Here is a 17,893-nt window from a genome sequence, read left to right as displayed (position 1 = left end):
CAAAGATGTCAGCTTGACAGTGTATAAATTTCGGCGCCCTGTTCGACGAACTCTTTAGATTTTTCTTGCATGCCGCGTTCGGCGTACTCGCGCACCTCTTGAGTGATCTTCATCGAGCAGAAGTGCGGTCCGCACATCGAGCAGAAGTGCGCGATCTTGGCGCCTTCGGCGGGAAGCGTTTCGTCGTGAAACTCGCGCGCGGTGTCGGGATCGAGCGAAAGATCGAACTGATCGCGCCAGCGGAACTCGAAGCGCGCCTTGGAAAGCACGTCGTCCCAATGGTGCGCGCGCGGATGACCCTTGGCGAGATCGGCGGCGTGCGCGGCGATTTTATACGCGATCACACCATCTTTGACGTCCTTCTTATTGGGCAGCCCCAGATGCTCTTTCGGCGTGACGTAACAGAGCATGGCCGTGCCGAACCACCCGATCATGGCGGCACCGATCGCGCTGGTAATGTGATCGTAGCCCGGCGCGACGTCGGTGACGAGCGGTCCGAGCGTATAGAACGGCGCTTCGCTGCAGATCTCGAGCTGCTTGCGCATGTTCTCCTCGATCAAGTGCATCGGCACGTGCCCGGGCCCTTCAATCATCGTCTGCACGTCATGTTTCCACGCAACTTGCGTCAGCTCGCCGAGCGTCTCGAGCTCGGCAAACTGCGCCGCGTCGTTGGCGTCGGCGGTGCAGCCCGGGCGCAGCCCGTCGCCGAGTGAGAACGCGACGTCGTAGGCCTTCATGATCTCGCAGATGTCTTCGAAATGCGTGTAAAGGAAGTTCTCTTGATGATGCGCGAGGCACCACTTGGCCAGAATCGATCCGCCGCGCGACACGATGCCGGTAATGCGGCCGGCCGTCAGCGGAACGTAGCGCAGCAGAACGCCGGCGTGAATCGTAAAGTAGTCGACGCCCTGTTCGGCCTGTTCGATCAGCGTATCGCGGTAGATCTCCCACGTGAGCTCTTCGGCTTTGCCGTTGACCTTTTCGAGCGCCTGGTAGATCGGCACCGTACCGATTGGCACCGGCGAGTTGCGCACGATCCACTCGCGCGTTTCGTGGATGTTTTTGCCGGTCGAGAGATCCATCACCGTATCGGCGCCCCAGCGCGTCGCCCACGTCATCTTCTCGACCTCTTCATCGATCGTCGACGCGACCGCGGAGTTGCCGATGTTGGCATTGATCTTCACCAGGAACTTGCGGCCGATGATCATCGGCTCGGTCTCGGGATGATTGATGTTGTTCGGTAAGATCGCGCGCCCGCGCGCGATCTCGTCACGCACCAACGACGGCTCGACGCCTTCGCGCAGCGCGACGAACTCCATCTCCCGCGTGATCTCGCCGCGACGCGCGTAATGCATTTGCGTCACGTTGGCGCCGGGCTTGGCGCGGCGCGGCTTGCCCACGGTATCCCCGCGCGCGTCGATCCAGGCCGTGCGCAGCGCGGGAAGCCCCGTCTTCAAATCGATCGCGACGGCCGGATCGGTGTGGGGACCGCTCGTGTCATAGAGCGCATGCGTCGTGCCGTCGGTAAGCGAGACTTCTCGCGCCGGAACGCGAATCGACGAATCCGAACCCTGAATATAAACCTTCATTGCGTCCTCCCTTCGCCGGCATTATCCGGATCAGGTACTTGCGGTCGGCGAAGTAGCGCTCGCCCTCTCAGCCCGCTTCCGCGAGCTCCCGCTTCTGCTTAGTTATGCGGTATCGGCGGATATCCCCGGCGGGCGTGCGACCGCGCGCCGCCGCGCGGCGGAGCGCCGCCGTAGTAGATCGAGTCGACTTCGAACGTCACGGGGACCGTCCGTCCGCTGGCGTCGACCACGTCGGCGGTCGTCTCGGCAGCGCCCAGGTTGGTCTCGCTCATGTCAAACGTGATGCCGCGATCGCCCTCGGAAGCCACGTTGCCGATAACGTTCGTGTCGTAGTTCGTCAGCGTAAACGGCCCGGCGGTCGAACCGAACGCTTCCAAGATGCCGAGATAGACGCTCCCGGTATACGGCGAGACCGATCCCCTGAGATTGACCGGTACCACCGTTCCAGGCAGCACGCTCCACGTCGAGGTCGCAACGACGTGATACAACTGGAGCGCGTTCGATGCATTGAGGCAGAGCGCCCACGCCGTATCTTGCGCGTCGAACGCGATGCCTTGGCACACGGTAGCGAACGGAAGCGCTTGGAAGTTCGACGACGGATTGGTGTCGGCCGGATTGAGTAACAGCACCGACGCGGCGTCTGAATACGACGTATTGCTTGCGGTCGCGCCCAACACACCCGACGCCGACGCAGCCTTGGAAGTCGTGCTATATAGGAAGGTTTGGACGGTGGCGTCGTACGTCGCAATGTTGGTATAGGCGCCGGCCGGTGAGACGCTGCCGAGCGATTGGCCGCTGCTGCTCAGCAGCGTGTAAGCCGAACTGGGGCCCGAGAACATCGCCTCCGGCTGCGCACCGAATCCGAGCGAAGCACTGGTAACGTTTGGCGTCGAGGCCGGGCTGGCGACCAATATCGATCCCGTGCTGGTATTGAAGTCGTAGCTTCCAATTGCAACCGAAGCGGTTCCCGGAATCGCGGTCAAATCGTACAAGTCGACCGCATCGGTCGGCGGCTGGGTGATGCTAATCGAAGCCGCCGGAGCGGAGCAAGACGTGGCGTTGATCGGCATGTCGCCGATCGTATAAAAGTAAAAGCCTCCAACCGAGCCGTATAGGGCGAACCAGAGATTGTTGGACGAATCTTCGGCGAAGCCGTCGAAGGCGTACAGCGCGCCGCCATTGGGGAATAGCGACGCCGTCGGGATCGAGCCGGCCGGTGTGGAGTACGCCCCTGCCGCGAAACAATCGATCTGATCGGTATTGTGATCGTACACCCAGAGGTTGCCGAGCGAATCGGCAAAGTTCGCATTGGCGAGATTGCCGACAAAGCTGCCGGAGCTGCCCGGCACGCCCGCAGTCGCCGTCCCCACGAGCGCGTTCACGACGGCTCCCGCATAACCGCTTGCAAAGAACGCCATGGTGTTCGCGCCGGCGTTAACGAGTGAAAGCGGTATCGGCGTCGTCAACGTCGTCGGAATCGTTGCGCCCGGAATCGCGTTGCCGGACAGCACTATCCCGGCGGCATCGGGTGCCGGCGTCGCCGCGCGCGGTGCGAGCAGACGGATCTTCTTGCGCGGATGAGCCGCGAGCGTCGATCCCGTTGCGGCGACGGAAAACGAGGTTGTCGACGAAACGGAGCCGCCCGACGCGGTAAACGTTCCGTCGTAAACGACGTTGACGTCGAGATCGTTGGGACCCGAGATCGTTACGGAGTTTCCGGACCCGGAGTTATTGCTCAACGTGAAGCCCTTACCAGTGGGAGAGAGGCTCAACGTAACGGGCGCCGCGTAAGGTACCGGTGTTCCGGTTGCCGGAACTTGCGACAGAATCTGATAGTTTGCAGCGTCGTAGGGAGTGACGTTCAGCGGGACCGTCGTTGCAACGCCGACCGGAATCGCACCGACTTGTCCTTGCGCGTCGGCCGGCACGACTATGTTGGGATACTGCAGAACGACGCGATCGATCACGCCTTCGAGCGTAAATCCTAGCGGTACGATGGTGCCTTTCGGATTCGGCGTTGGAACGATCGTCGAACCGGACATGTATTCCGACAACACTTTACCCGAAGCGTTAGCACCCGAATACGTTTTGACGATGAACGAATCGCGTCCGGGCATCACGCTGACGGTAAACTTGCATTGCAGTGTGGCGCCGAGTGGAGAAACGGGGCCGCACGGTACCGGCGTCGCGACGTTCATCGTTTGCAACGGCATCGGCGTCGGCTGCGGTCCCGATGCAGCGATCGGCTGCACGGCAAACGAAATCGATGCCGTGCCCGGAGAGACGTAGTTTGGATGCATGTGCCGGCGCCCGCGATGATGGTGACGGGGCGCGGGTATGCGCAGGTACACGACGGCACGCACCGGGTGATGCCGATGCCGCGCGTCGCCGGCGAACGGCGAAAATGCCGGTGATTGAAGCGGCTGGAACCCTTGCGGAACGATCGTGCCGCCCCCGCCGCCGGTGCTGCACGCGGCAAGCACGGCTGCGCCCAAGGCGAGCAACCCAAAGCCGACCCGATTCCGTTGCATCCACACCTCTTCTTTACCGAGAGAACGGCCGCATGCTCGAAGACGCGTCGAACGACGCGTCTTTACCGAGACGATACGCCGGCTGCCGGAGCCCGTTCCTCATCTCCATCCTAGAGGCGGTGCGTCCAGGGAGCGTCCAAGACTTCGTTGCCGAGGGAACGGCAGCATGCTATAAAGAACGCTTCGGACACCGAGCGGCGGCTGCCGCACGAAGGAGAGAGACGCTATGAAGGCCCCAGCCTCTGTCGTGCTCGTCTTAGCCGTTTGCCTCTCGACGGTCGTACCGTCGAGTGCCGCGGCTGATAAGACGCTGTCGAACGTACGCGGCACCGTATCGGTAGATCAAGGACCCGGCACGGCTTCGCAGCCGGTCGCCGTCAACGCCAGCATCGCCATCGCCAACAACGACTACGCCGTCACCGGCGGCGTCGTCAACGGTGTCGCGTCGCAAGGCGCGATTCAGCTTCCCGACAGCACGCAAATCCTCGTCGGTCAGAGCACGCGCGTGCAAATGAAGGCCTTCGATCAGCAGCCGAACCTCACCACGGCGAGTTTCATCATCTTAAGTGGTAAGCTTCGCTTCGCCGTGAAACACCCCGGCGGCGCCAAAGCGAACTACACGTTCCAAACGAACACCGGACAGATCGCGGTGCGTGGAACCGAAGGCGACATCTGGGCACCGCAGCCGGGCGCGCTGCAAGTCAACGTGTATGAGGTGACCGATCCGAATCTTCCGGTCGAAGTGACGCTCAACAACGGAAAAGTGTACAAGCTCAGCGCCGGTCAAACGCTGTCGGTCGGCATCGTCGGCGCCGCCATCGTGGCGGGCGCTTCCGCCGGAGCTTCGTCATCGTCTTCGTCGGCGTCGGTGACGTCCACGTCGCAATCGACGATGAGCAACTTCAGCGAGTTCGGCGCGGTGTCGAATAGCGCGGCCGTCGGCGCCGCGGCCGCTTCCGCAGCTGCCGCGTCGAGCGGCGGCATTCCCGCAATCGCTGCCGTAGCGGCCGGCGTCGCCGCCGTCGGCGGCGTCGTCGTCGGCGTTAGCGGCGGCGGGAAATCCGAGCCTTCACCGTCGCCGGCGAACGTACACATCAGCGTCTCCTCGCTGGCGTTTACCCCGGGCACGGGACCGCAGAGTTTTACGGTGTCGCAAAGCGGATTCGCGGGCGCGTTCCACGCATCGAGCGATCAACCGTCGGTCGCAACCGTAAACGCGACGGCGACCGCCGCTCTCGCGCTTACGCCGAAATCGACCGGCACCTTTACGGTGACGCCGAAGAGCAACGGTAACGCAACGATTACCGTCACGGGAGGCTCCGGCGTGACGTCAAGCATCCCCGTATCGGTGCAAGCGAACAAAATCGTCGTTCCGAGTTCGTTGCCGACGTTCACGACGTTGAATCAAAAGCAGAACTTCACCGCGACGGAGACCTATTACACCGGCGGCTTTACGGCAAAAAGCAGCAACCCGGCCGTCGCCAAGATCACGTCGCCGGGATCGTCCTCATCGTCGGCGGCCGGACAGTTTACGGTAACGTCGATCGCGAACGGCAACGCGACGATCGCGGTGAGCGATGGCCTGGGACACACGTCGCCGGTGAGCGTAACGGTCACCGCAACCGCACCGTCGCCGACGCCGACGAGCATTCCGATTTGCATCGGCGAGACGACCGGCGGCCGCGATCGAGACGCGCGGCACCACATGGATCCCGCAATCGTCATGGCGCCCAACAAGTTGAGTCCCGCCGCGAATCCCACGTGCACGCCGCCGCCGGCTCGAGTGACGAATCCGGTCGTGCGGCCGCCGCAGCCGCAACCGCATCCGATTGGTCCGCAACCGCCGGTGACCATGCCCGGGCGTCTGCCCGGCATGCCGACGCCGCCGCCGATGCCCGGCCCGCCGTAAACCCACGCGTAAACTAACGCCGGTCTTGCTTCTCGGCGCCGCACAGCTCGCTGTCGGCGCCGCGGCAATTTTCGCGCGTTTCGCGCTGTCGGGCGCCGGACCGCTCGCGGTCTCCGCCGCGCGGTTGGCGATCGCCGCGATCGTGCTGCTCGCGATCGCCTTCTTGGGCGCACCGGCATCATTACGCGTAGCACCGCGGCGCGCAGCGATACTCGCGGCGGCCGGAGTCGCGCTCGCCGTGCACTTCGCGACGTGGATTGCGTCGCTGCAATATACCAGCGTTGCGATCTCGACGCTGCTCGTTGCAACGACGCCGATTTGGACGGCCACCTACGACGCCGTGATCTTGCATCGTCCGCTCACGCGCCGCGCCCTGGCAGCGTTCGCCGCGGGAGCGCTCGGCGTGTACGCGGTCGTCGGATTCAATCACACGGCAGCGCCGATCCCGGGTCACGACGTCGCGGGTGCGCTGCTCGCGCTGGCCGGCGGGATAGCGATTGCCGCGTACTTCATTTTGGTGCGCGAGGTGCGCGCCGATCTCGGCACGCGCACGATCGTGACGCACACCTACGGCTGGGCAGCCGTCGTGCTGATCGTCGTCGCGGCCGCATTCCGTCAGCCGTTGCCGCCGCTTGCCGCCGCGACCGCTTGGGGCGGCATCGCCGCCATGGCCCTGATTTCGCAGTTGCTCGGCCACACCGCCATGAACGCGAGCCTTCGCTGGTTCACGCCCAGCGCCGTCGCGTTTTCCACTTTGCTCGAGCCGGTCGTGGCCGCGGCACTGGCGCTCGTCATTTTTGGTGAAGGCGTCGCGCCGATCGCGATCGCCGGCGCGGTCGTGCTGCTCGTATCGATTGCCGTGGTGCTGCGCGAGGAACCGATGACCGCATAGGATTGGAGGCTACCAGGCGAGCGATTGGACCCATCCAATCAGAAGGGATTGGCCCGCAGGATGGAATGGTCGTCGGACTATGACGACGCTACTTGCCGCCGATCCCGATCCCCAAGAGACCAGTGAATGGCTCGACGCGATGCGCGGCGTCCTCCACGTCGAGGGCCCCGATCGCGCGCGCGACCTCATCGGACATCTGGTCGACGAAGCGCAGCGCGGCGGCGCGCACGTTTCGCTCGGACTCGAGACACCCTACGTCAACACGATCCCGGTCGAGCGTCAACCGGCGATGCCCGGCGACCGCGAGATCGAAGCGCGCCTACGTCATTACGTGCGCTGGAACGCCGTGGCGACGGTCGTGCGTTCGAACAAGGTCAGCTCGGAGCTCGGCGGTCACGTCGCGAGTTTTGCGTCGGCGGCAACGCTTTATGACGTCGGTTTCAACCATTTCTTCCGCGCACCGTCGGAGAGTTTCGGCGGCGATCTCGTCTTTTTGCAAGGCCACTCGGCACCGGGCTTCTACGCGCGCGCGTTTCTCGAAGGGCGCATCACCGAAGAGCAGCTCGACCATTTTCGTCAGGAAGCCGGCGGTCACGGATTGTCGTCGTATCCGCATCCGTGGCTGATGCCCGATTTTTGGCAGTTCCCGACCGTATCGATGGGACTCGGTCCCATCATGTCGATCTATCAAGCGCGCTTCATGCGCTACTTGCACGACCGCGGCTTGATCGATGCCGGAAACCGAAAGGTGTGGGCGTTCCATGGCGACGGCGAGATGGACGAGCCCGAGTCGCTCGGCGCTATCTCGCTCGCGGGTCGCGAACATCTCGACAATCTCATTTGGGTGATCAACGCCAACTTGCAACGCCTCGACGGTCCGGTGCGCGGCAACGGCAAGATCATTCAAGAGCTCGAAGGCGTCTTCAAAGGCGCGGGCTGGAACGTCATCAAGGTGATTTGGGGTTCGCGCTGGGACGCGCTCCTGCGGGCCGACACGAGCGGCCGTTTGGTGCAGCTCATGAACGAGTGCGTCGACGGCGACTATCAAACGTTCAAGTCGCGCGACGGCAAATACGTTCGCGATGAGTTCTTCGGCCGCTATCCCGAAACACGGGATTTAGTTGCGAGCTGGAGCGACGATCAAGTCTGGGCGCTCAATCGCGGCGGCCACGATCCGGTCAAAGTGTACGCTGCCTATAAAGCCGCGGTCGAACATCGCGGGCAGCCGACGGTCATTATCGCGAAGACCATCAAGGGCTACGGCATGGGCGAAGCCGGCGAGGCGCGCAACATCGCACACCAAGCCAAGAAGATGGATCACGAGGCGATGCGCGCGTTTCGCGACCGCTTCTCGATTCCGCTCTCCGACGAAACGGTCGAAAAGCTCGAGTTCGTCAAGCCGCCCGAAGACGGTCCGGAGATGCGCTATCTCCGCGATCGTGTCACGGAGCTCGGCCACGTACCGCAGCGGCGGCGTAAATCCGAGTCGCTTGCCGTTCCGGAGCTCTCGGCGTTCGAGCCGCAGATGAAGAGCACCGGCGATCGCGAGATTTCGACCACGATGGCGTTCGTGCGCATTCTCAACACGATCGTGCGCGATCACACGATCGGACCGCGCGTCGTGCCGATCGTCGCCGACGAATCGCGCACCTTCGGCATGGAAGGCATGTTCCGCCAGCTGGGCATCTACTCGTCGGTCGGGCAGCTCTACCATCCGCAAGACGCCGAACAGCTGATGTGGTATCGCGAGGACAAGCTCGGGCAGATTCTGCAGGAAGGGATCAACGAGGCGGGGGCGTTTTCGTCGTGGATCGCCGGCGGGACGTCGTACTCGACGCACAACCTGCCGATGATTCCGTTCTATATCTTCTACTCGATGTTCGGTTTTCAGCGCATCGGCGACCTGGCGTGGGCCGCCGGCGACAGCCGTACGCGCGGCTTCCTGCTGGGCGCGACATCGGGCCGCACCACGCTCAATGGCGAGGGACTGCAGCACGAGGACGGGCAGAGTCAAGTCGCGGCGTCGTTCATTCCCAACTGCCGCAGCTACGATCCGACGTATAGCTACGAGCTCGCCGTGATTATCCACGAAGGCTTGCGGCGGATGCTGGCCGATCAAGAAGACGTCTACTACTACATCACCTTGCTCAACGAGAACTACACGCATCCCGAGATGCCCGCCGGCGCCGAGGAGGGCATCTTACGCGGGATGTACTTGCTGCGCGAAAGTCCGGCCGATGCGAAGACGCCGCACGTGCAGCTCTTCGGATCCGGCGCGATTTTGCGCGAGGTCGTGCACGCTGCCGATCTCCTCGCGAGCGAGTGGAACGTTGCCGCCGACGTGTGGAGCTGTACGAGCTTCAACGAGCTCCAGCGCGACGGCGTCGCAGCGCAGCGGTGGAATCTTCTGCATCCCGAGGAGCCGGAACGGTTGTCGTTCGTCGCTTCGTGTTTGAAGGGGCGCAAGGGTCCCGGCATCGCCGCGACCGACTACATCCGCACGTTCGCCGAACAGATTCACCCGTTCGTCGGGCGGCGCTACGTGACGCTGGGAACCGACGGCTACGGTCGCAGCGACTTCCGGCGCCGGCTGCGTGAGTTCTTCGAGGTAAACCGTCACTTCGTCGTGTTGAGTGCGCTCAAGGCGCTTGCCGACGAAGGCACGATTCCCGCGGCGACCGTGACCAAGGCGATCAAGAAATACAACGTCGATCCGAATAAGCCGAATCCGATTACGGTGTAACGATGAGCACGATCGATATACGGGTTCCCGACATCGGCGACTTCAAGGACGTGCCGGTCATCGAGGTGTTGGTCAAAGCCGGCGATACGATCGCCAAAGAGACGCCGCTCGTCGTTCTCGAGAGCGAAAAGGCGTCGATGGAAGTTCCATCGAGCGCCTCGGGCACCGTCGCCGACGTCAAAGTCAAACCCGGCGACAAAGTCTCGGAGGGCTCGGTAATTGTAACGCTGCAAGGCGACGGCGCTAGCACAAAGAGTGAGGCACCTGCTGCAAAGAGTGAATCACCCTCCGCAAAGAGTGAATCACCCGCCGCAAAGAGTGAATCACCCGCCGCCGATGTCATCCTGAGCGTAGCGCCCGAAGGGCGCAAAGTCGAAGGGCAGGCGCATCCAGCGCCGGGCACCGCGCAAACCGTCGAACTGAAAGTCCCCGACATCGGCGATTTCAAAGACGTTCCGGTGGTCGACGTGCTCGTCAAACCCGGCGATGCGATCGTGAAAGAAGCGCCGCTGGTCGTTCTCGAGAGTGAAAAAGCCTCTATGGAAGTTCCCGCTTCCGCGAGCGGTACGATCGTCGACGTCAAAGTCAAGCCCGGCGACAAAGTTTCGCAAGGCAGCGTGATTGCGACGGTGAGCAGCACGGCAGAGGTTAGTGACGCCCGCCCTTCGACTTCGCTCGCTGACGCTCGCTACGCTCAGGATGACAGTGCTATCGCCCACCCTTCGACTTCGCTCGCTGACGCTCGCTACGCTCAGGATGACAAAAGCGAAACCCAGCGTGAAAGCGGCGCTGTCGTTCACGCGAGTCCGGCGATTCGGCGGTTCGCGCGCGAGCTCGGCGTCCAGCTGCAGCAGCTCAAAGGTTCGGGACCGCATGGCCGCGTCACGCGCGACGACGTTCAAAACTATGTCAAAGACGCGCTAAAGGGCGGCGGCGCACCGAGTGGCGGCACCACGTTCGCCGGACTTCCGCCGTGGCCGAAAGTCGACTTCGCGCAGTACGGCGAGATCGAGCGCAAGCCGCTGCCGCGCCTCAAGAAGATTTCGGGGCCAAACTTGCACCGCAACTGGCTGCAGATTCCGCACATCACCAATCAAGACGAAGCCGACATCACCGATTTGGAAGCGTTCCGCAACGAAGTCAACGCCGAGCAATCCAAACGCAGCGGACCGAAGCTTACGATGCTGGCGTTTTTGGTGAAGGCGTGCGTCGCCGCGCTGCAGCGGTTCCCCGAGTTCAACGCGTCGCTCGACGGCGACGAGCTCGTCTACAAGCGGTATTACAACATCGGCTTTGCCGCCGACACGCCCAACGGGCTCGTCGTGCCCGTGCTCAAGAACGCCGACCGCAAAGGCTTGCTGGAGATTGCGGCCGAGAGCGCCGCGCTCGCGGGGAAAGCGCGCGAAGGCAAGCTCGGCATGGGCGATATGCAGGGCGGCACGTTTACCATTTCGTCGATCGGCGGGATCGGCGGCACCGCGTTCACGCAAATCGTCAACGCGCCCGAAGTCGCGATTCTCGGAGCCGTTCGTTCGTCGACGAAGCCGGTGTGGGACGGAAAAACATTCGTCCCGCGTTTGATGCTCCCGATCAGCGTCAGCTACGATCATCGCGTCGTCGACGGCGCCGGCGCCGCGCGCTTTCTCACCTTCGTAGCGGGACTTTTGGCGGACTTCCGGAGGGTCGCGCTCTAGAATTCCGAACCGCGCCTCGTAAAGCGCGCGGTTTGGCTCGGGCTCGTCTTCTTATTCGCCTGCAGCCGCGCAGGCCTCGTCGCTACGCTTCGCGATAAGGGCGTCAACGACCACGCCATCCAAGAAGTCACCGGCCACAACTCCAATCGGATGCTAGATCAACACACGCACTCGCATAGCATTTGGTCGAACAACCCGCCGGGGGACGTATTCTAATCGCATGACGTCACTCTAGGCTCCGGGGTAGCACCGAAGCCGCCGTGATAGCACGCGCCGTAGGCCGTAAGTCCCGCGCGACAAACCGGAAGCCGCACATCGAACGGCGAACGTAGAGAGCCCACCGCGCCTATCCGAAGGACGGGCTTCGACCTATGCGATTGACCGCGCAACAAGTCGCTCAAATGCGTTCCGAGATCGCGCACGACCAACGTTCGAAACTTTGGATGTTCCCCGCAGGGATAAGCGCCATTGCCTTTCTCGTCCTCGTTAGCAACGTTTTCTTCAATGACGCGACCGGTGAGGGCATTACCATGTTGTTCCTCTTCGGCGGCGGTATCGCGGCCATGCTCGCCTATCGCGCAGGCGGAAGCGACCCGCAGGCAGTGCGCAACACGCTACAAGCCTACGATACCGCGCAACGTCGCTGGGAATGGATTCTCGAACGGTGCGACCCAAACACCGTTCTGGAGACCCCATTACGGCTCAAGCCACGAGAAACCGTGTACTATGCCGAGCCGGGCTTTCGCCTCGAGGAACGCTGGACACATCAAGATATCGACACGAAGACGACGACACCAAATGGTTTTGGCGCCGCCGTCGTGGGCGATCTCGTCGCCGGTCCAGCCGGCGCGGTCATCGGTGCAAGCATCGCCAGTCGAAAGACCACGGGAACCGCGACGAACGTTTTTAACAGCGTGCCGGTGGACACCGGCCTCGTCATCGTAACCTCGCTACGCTTCGTCTTCATTGGGTCACGGAATACGGTCGAGGTCGCGGACGACTCACTACTTCAAGAGCTTGAACCTGGCGACGACGATCTTCTCGAAGTCCATTATGCACAACGTGCTCCCGGCGAAGCGTACACGGTTGACGGTGATCTGTTCTACGCCTGTATGGCGCGTCGGGCAAACCTCGATTACGAAATGCCCGACCCGCCCGAACCGCTAGCCGAAGATTACCGCCAGGCAATGCCTGCACCGCCCACGGCCCTGCCGAAGTAGATGGTTAACCCACCGTTGGAGCCGCTGGAATACACGATTGGACGAGCCATGGGCCGCGGTCTTCTTATAATTGTCGGTCTCTATCTTCTCGCAACAGCGTTAGAAGGATGGAGTGTCGGCAACGCCATTTATAACGCCAAAACCAATCCATTCGCCGGAATGGCGTCAGCGATCGCCGGACGAGAAGCAACCGAACACTTCGCAATATCGCAGATGCAAGTTCCACCGATAGTTACCGTGTCACCCACGTTTTGGCTTGCTCTACGTCTAACGGAATGAGACACCCGGCCGGGGACTTCTTGTAGTGACAGACCGATGACCGAAGACTCCAGAAGTTTCTCGCGCTCGTGCGACGCGTGACGAAAAGCGGCGAGCCGATTATAAACATGCCGTTCGAGTTCTCCAACAGCAGCGACGGGGACGTCGTGCGCTAACCCGCCGGCAAGGGTGCGGTCAGCGCGCACTCGGCCGCGGGACGCGGATGCCCGATATAGTAGCCCTGCGCGTAGGTACAGCCCAGCGACCGCAGCACGTCGAGCTGATCTTTCGTTTCGACGCCTTCGGCGATCGTAGAGAGCTCGAGCGAGCGTCCGAGCCTGACGATGGCTTCGACGATCGCCGCGTCTTCTTGATTGCTCGGTAGGCCGCTGACGAACGAACGATCGATCTTGAGGAAGCGCACCGGGAAGCGCTTCAAGTAGAGCAGCGACGAATACCCCGTGCCGAAATCGTCGATACCGAGCTGCACGCCCAATCGCGCGATCGAGTTCAGGTGACCGGCAGCCGCTTTCTTCATATCGAGAAAAACCGTCTCGGTAATCTCGATCAAGAGCAGCCGCGGCTCAAGTGCGTATTCCTTGAGCGCATCGTCGACGACGGCGGCGATGCCCGTATCGAGCTGCGACGGCGAGAAGTTCACCGCCATGGAAAGCTCGGGCGCGAGCTCTTGCCAGCGGGCTAATTGTTTGCAAGCTTTGCGAAGGATCGCCGTACCGAGCTGGCCGATGAGGTGGCCCTCCTCGGCAATCGTGAGAAACTCGCCGGGCAAGAGCAAGCCGCGTTGGGGGTGATTCCAGCGCGCCAGCGCCTCAAATCCGCCGACTGCCCCGGTCGCGATGTCGACGATCGGCTGATAGTACGGTTCGATCTCGCCGTTCTTGAGCGCGCTGCGCAGGTCGCGTTTGGTCTCCACGCTCGCCATCGCTCGCCGGCGCAGCGCTTCGTCGAAGAGTTCGATCGCATTCTTGCCGCGCTGTTTCGCGTGATACATCGCGAGGTCGGCGTCGCGCAGGAGCTGCTCGGGATCCACCTCGCGGCCCAGTGCGATGCCGATGCTTGCAGTCGTGATCACTTCTTCACCGCCGATGGTCATCGACGCGGCAACGACGCTCGCGATGCGTCGCGCGAGCGTGGTGAGCTCGTCGTCGTGCGCGACGCTCTCGCAAACCACGACGAACTCGTCGCCGCCGACGCGCGCTGCCGTGTCGCCGCCGCGGCCCGCCGCAATCAAACGGTTTGCAACGGTGCGCAGGATCTCGTCTCCGGCAACGTGTCCGCGCGTGTCGTTAAAAATCTTGAAGTTGTCGAGGTTGAGGAAGAGCACGCCCACCAGCGAACCGGCGCGGCTCGCGCGCGCCAGCGCGCCGTTGAGGCGATCGAGCAGGAGCTCGCGATTCGGAAGACCCGTTAGCGGGTCGTGCAGCGCGCGATGGCGGAGCTGATCCTCCGCGTGCTTGCGCAAGGTGACGTCTTCGAGATGAACGATGAGCGACGACCGGTTTCCCTCGGCGCCGATCAACGAAACGGCGACGACGGCGATCGGGCGCGAACCGTTCTTCGTCCGCAGACGAATCTCGAGCTCGGGCGGCAGCGCGTTGCGGTCGAGGGTCGCGCGCATCAAGGTCGCGCGCAACAGCGGCCAATCGGGCGGGTCGACGACGTGCGAGAGCCGCATCTGCACGAGCTCGGCGGTGCTGAATCCGAGCAGATAGCTTACCGCCTTGTTCGTGCGGGTCACGAACGCGTCGCCTTGCGAGACTTCGACGAGCAGCATGCCGATGGGCGCGTCGTCGAAGATGCGCCGAAAGCGCGCTTCGCTGGCTTCGAGTTGCTCCTCGGCACGCCGCTGCTCGGTCACGTCGTGGCAGATGCCGACGAGCCGCGAAATCGCTCCCTGCGCGTTCTTCAACGCCTTTACGCGCGAAGAGAGAATGCGCTGTTCTCCGTCGTCGGCGCGAATGATGCGCTCGTCCATCGACCAGGCCGATCCGGTTGCCAGCGCGTTGCGAATGTTGTTTTGCAGGCCTTCACGATCGTCGGGATGGATACGCTCGACGAACTCGTCGAGCTTCTTGGGATGCTCGCCGGGCTCGTAGCCGTAGATGCGCGCGAGCTGATCGCTCCACGAGATTTCGTCGGAACCGACGTTCCACTCGAAGCTGCCCATCCCGGCGAGCTGCTCGGCGTCCCGAAGCTGGCGCGCGCTGTCGCGCAGGAGCGCGAGCTTGCGAAAACGCTCGCCGATCTTGCGCACGATTCCGACGGCGATGGCTTCACTTCCCGTACCGGCGATCGAGACCGCAGCCTCCACGGGATACTCCGTACCGTCGGCACTGCGAGCGACCGTCGTCAAATGGGACACGGCGGGACGCCCGGCCGCGAACGCCGCGGCAACGCCCTTTTCGTACTCGCGCAGGAATCGCTCGGGGATCAGCTTCGCGACGGTGCCGCCCAGCATCGAGGCGCGCGTGTAGCCGAAGAGTTCCTCGGCAGCGTCGTTCCAGAGCACGATCCGGCCCGAGGTATCCGCCGCGACAATAGCGTCGCCGGCGCCTTCTAGGACCTCTTTGAACGTCGCACTCAATCCGGCGCGTTCGGCCCAGGTGTCTTCCATCGTCTCCTACCGGTGCTAATACGCCACCGGCGCCGACAAACCTGACGGCGCCTGTCAGGTATGCATTGCTAGGCTAGGCAAAAGGACCCAAATCCGCATGAGGAGCTCGAAAATGACCGTGACCGATTCCAAGAAAACCGCGACGATCACCGGCATCGACATCGCCGGTTATCTCGTAGAAGATCCATCTAAGGCGATCGCCTTTTATCGCGACGTGCTCGGCATGGAACCGACCGCCGTCGATCCCGACGGCCGCGGCGCGGAGTTCACGCTCGCGGACGGGACGACGTTCGGCGTCTGGCGCGAGCCGGGTGCAAAAACCGGCGGGTTCGTCATGCTCGCCGTGGACGACATCCACGCCGCCGTCCCCCAATACAGGGCCAAGGGTCTCACCATCAGCGACGTCGATGAGACGCCCGTTTGCTTCATGGCCTTCACGCAAGATAACGAAGGCAACGGACTGATCGTCCATCAGCGGAAGGCATAACGGCGATGGTTACCGGGATGGACATCGTGGGCTTTCGCGTCGGAGATCCGGTGAAATCAATCGCCTTCTACCGCGACGTGCTCGGGATGGTCCCGACACACGTTGACGAGCAAGGTCGCGGGGCGGAGTTCACGCTATCGGACGGCTCGACGTTCGGCGTGGTTCGCATGCCCGAGACGCCGCCCGGGTTCGGCTTCTTGCTCGCCGTCGACGACATCAACGCCGCCGTCACGGAATACCGTTCCAAAGGGTTAGAAATAAGCGACGTCAATGAAACGCCGGTTTGCTTCATGGCCTTCACGCAAGACCTCGAAGGCAACCGCCTGATCGTGCATCAACGGAAAGCGAGCTAAGCGATTCTGCTACCCTTCAATACGTTGAGCGTCACACGCGTACCGTTCCAGTATCTGCCGCGCGCGCGCGATCGCCGCATCGCGCAGCGCGGCAGGTTCCACTATCCGCGCAACGTCGGCCCACGCAACGGCTTGGAAAACCGCGATTTCCTGACCGGGAAAGAGAATGCGAACGAGCCACTCCGGGCCGTTCGTCTCGAGTACCTCCACCGGCCAGTAGCTCTGGACGCGATCGACGGCACCGGCGGCGACCGCGAACGTCACGGCGATTTCTTCGGTGCGCGAGCTTTCGGAGAATCGCAAGATCGACTCGCGCCAGTACCGCTCGAGATCGAATTCGTCTGGGCGCTCGAAATGTTCCTCGAGCTCTTCGACGTGCGCGATCCGCTCGACGCGAAACGTGCGGAACTCCTCTTTGGAGCGAGCGACGAGGTACCAGACCCCGGCTTTTGAGACCAACCCGAGCGGATCGATTTCGCGTGTCGATGCGACGCGGTTGCGGTCGTGATACGTCATGCGCACGCGCCGGTCGTCCCACACCGCGCGCCGCAGGACGACGAGGAACTCGCGCGGCGGCTCGGGCTGATTCCAGCGCCGTCCGTCGAGATGAATGCGCGAGCGCGACTTCTCGGCGGCGCGACGGTGCACGTCGGCCAGACCGCCTTGCAGCTTCTCGAGCGCGAGGTCGTAGCCGCGATCGTAACCCAAATCGGCCAGTGGGCTGGCGCCCGAAACGAACAGCGCGCGAATTTCGTCTTCGCTGAAATGCGTCAAGGTGCGGCGGTAACCGTCGGCCAAGGCGATGCCGCCGGTCGAGCCGCGTTCGGCGTACACCGGCACGCCGGCAGCGCTGAGCGCGTCGACGTCACGATAGATCGTGCGCTCCGAGACTTCGAGCATCCCGGCGAGCATCGGCGCCGAGCACTGACGTCGCGACTGCAGCACCAGCAGCAGCGAGATAAGGCGATCGGCCTTCATCCGCGGAGACCTCCCAGTCGCGCGACGGCGCGATACAGTATGGATGCGGCGAGAATCACCCAAAACGTCGTCTCGACGGGTTGGTGAAACGCCCACAGCGCGACGGTCGATCCTACCGTCGCGACCCCGATCGTCGTGATTCGTCCGGTCTTGAACAGACCCGATTTACGCTCCGCGTCCGCCAACGCGTTCCACCGCAGTCGCAAGCACAACCCGTAGAGCAGACCCAATAGCAGCCACGTGACGGCAAACGTCGTCAGGTAGGATAACAAGGCTAGTTGACCGTCCGGGGTCGGCGCAAAGTGCAGAAACAACTGAAACTGATAGACCAGCCAAACCAGCGACGCCAGCGTGGCGAAGTTCACGACGATCGTCGAGGCCGTTGGAACGAAGAGATAATCGAACAGCCAATGGTGCGAATACCAGGTCGACGCAACGATCAAAAACGTCGCGAAAAACGCGAATAGTGCGACCGGCTTCGAGTACACGTCGGCGGCGTGTGCCGGCACGACCAGATTGAGGCTCATCTGGGCTAGGCTGAAGCCCATCACGATATCGGAAAACGCCTCTAGCCGGTGCGTCAGCCGCTCGGCGTGCGCGTCCG

Annotated in this window: 12 protein-coding genes and 1 riboswitch; of the genes, 7 read left to right on the top strand and 5 right to left on the bottom strand. The window is 62.8% G+C overall.

Annotated elements, in window-relative coordinates; genetic code table 11:
* Positions 1–8: 8 nt before the first annotated feature.
* Both thiC and VGG89_07260 read right to left on the bottom strand, forming a co-directional pair.
* A complete protein-coding gene (thiC, locus tag VGG89_07265) occupies positions 9–1,589 on the bottom strand; it encodes a phosphomethylpyrimidine synthase ThiC (GenBank protein ID HEY1976324.1) in 1,581 nt (526 codons plus the stop codon).
* Positions 1,580–1,691: riboswitch (TPP riboswitch) on the bottom strand. Its footprint overlaps the gene before it by 10 nt.
* A complete protein-coding gene (locus tag VGG89_07260; GenBank protein HEY1976323.1) occupies positions 1,688–4,120 on the bottom strand; it encodes a hypothetical protein in 2,433 nt (810 codons plus the stop codon). It overlaps the preceding riboswitch by 4 nt.
* Positions 4,121–4,346: 226 nt before the next feature.
* On the opposite strand from VGG89_07260, the gene VGG89_07255 reads away from it, so the two are divergent.
* From VGG89_07255 to VGG89_07235, 5 genes are all read left to right on the top strand, one after another.
* Complete coding sequence (locus VGG89_07255; protein ID HEY1976322.1) at positions 4,347–6,029, top strand: FecR domain-containing protein; 1,683 nt, start codon at positions 4,347–4,349, stop codon at positions 6,027–6,029.
* Positions 6,030–6,054: 25 nt separating this feature from the next.
* Positions 6,055–6,921 carry a DMT family transporter gene (locus VGG89_07250; GenBank protein HEY1976321.1) on the top strand — a complete coding sequence of 289 codons (867 nt, stop codon included), beginning with the start codon at positions 6,055–6,057 and terminating at the stop codon, positions 6,919–6,921.
* A gap of 79 nt (positions 6,922–7,000) precedes the next feature.
* The gene (gene aceE / locus VGG89_07245; protein ID HEY1976320.1) at positions 7,001–9,664 is read left to right on the top strand and encodes a pyruvate dehydrogenase (acetyl-transferring), homodimeric type; all 2,664 of its coding nucleotides are present in this window, start codon (positions 7,001–7,003) and stop codon (positions 9,662–9,664) included.
* 2 nt (positions 9,665–9,666) lie between these two features.
* Positions 9,667–11,358 (top strand): dihydrolipoyllysine-residue acetyltransferase, encoded by a 1,692-nt coding sequence (aceF, locus tag VGG89_07240; GenBank protein HEY1976319.1) that lies wholly within the window; start codon positions 9,667–9,669, stop codon positions 11,356–11,358.
* A gap of 371 nt (positions 11,359–11,729) precedes the next feature.
* Positions 11,730–12,578 (top strand): hypothetical protein, encoded by an 849-nt coding sequence (locus tag VGG89_07235; protein ID HEY1976318.1) that lies wholly within the window; start codon positions 11,730–11,732, stop codon positions 12,576–12,578.
* Between the two features lie 430 nt (positions 12,579–13,008).
* Here the strand turns inward: VGG89_07235 and VGG89_07230 are convergent, their stop codons facing one another.
* Positions 13,009–15,471, bottom strand: a complete 2,463-nt coding sequence (locus tag VGG89_07230; protein ID HEY1976317.1) for an EAL domain-containing protein — start codon at positions 15,469–15,471, stop codon at positions 13,009–13,011.
* 97 nt (positions 15,472–15,568) lie between these two features.
* On the opposite strand from VGG89_07230, the gene VGG89_07225 reads away from it, so the two are divergent.
* Entirely contained in the window at positions 15,569–15,958 is a 390-nt protein-coding gene (locus tag VGG89_07225; protein HEY1976316.1) for a VOC family protein, read from the top strand.
* Positions 15,959–15,963: 5 nt separating this feature from the next.
* Positions 15,964–16,311, top strand: coding sequence for a VOC family protein (locus VGG89_07220; GenBank protein ID HEY1976315.1), 348 nt, complete (start codon positions 15,964–15,966; stop codon positions 16,309–16,311).
* Positions 16,312–16,320: 9 nt separating this feature from the next.
* On the opposite strand, the gene VGG89_07215 is transcribed toward VGG89_07220, so the two are convergent.
* Both VGG89_07215 and VGG89_07210 read right to left on the bottom strand, forming a co-directional pair.
* Positions 16,321–17,289, bottom strand: coding sequence for a YafY family protein (locus tag VGG89_07215; protein ID HEY1976314.1), 969 nt, complete (start codon positions 17,287–17,289; stop codon positions 16,321–16,323).
* Positions 17,286–17,873, bottom strand: a complete 588-nt coding sequence (locus VGG89_07210; protein HEY1976313.1) for a TMEM175 family protein — start codon at positions 17,871–17,873, stop codon at positions 17,286–17,288. The genes VGG89_07215 and VGG89_07210 overlap by 4 nt, the downstream gene beginning before the upstream one ends.
* Positions 17,874–17,893: the final 20 nt, after the last annotated feature.

The sequence above is a fragment of the Candidatus Baltobacteraceae bacterium genome, from assembly GCA_036488875.1.
Classification (GTDB): Bacteria; Vulcanimicrobiota; Vulcanimicrobiia; order Vulcanimicrobiales; family Vulcanimicrobiaceae; genus JAFAHZ01.
Note: the sequence above shows the minus strand (reverse complement) of the source record. Positions and strands in the feature narration are given on the sequence as shown.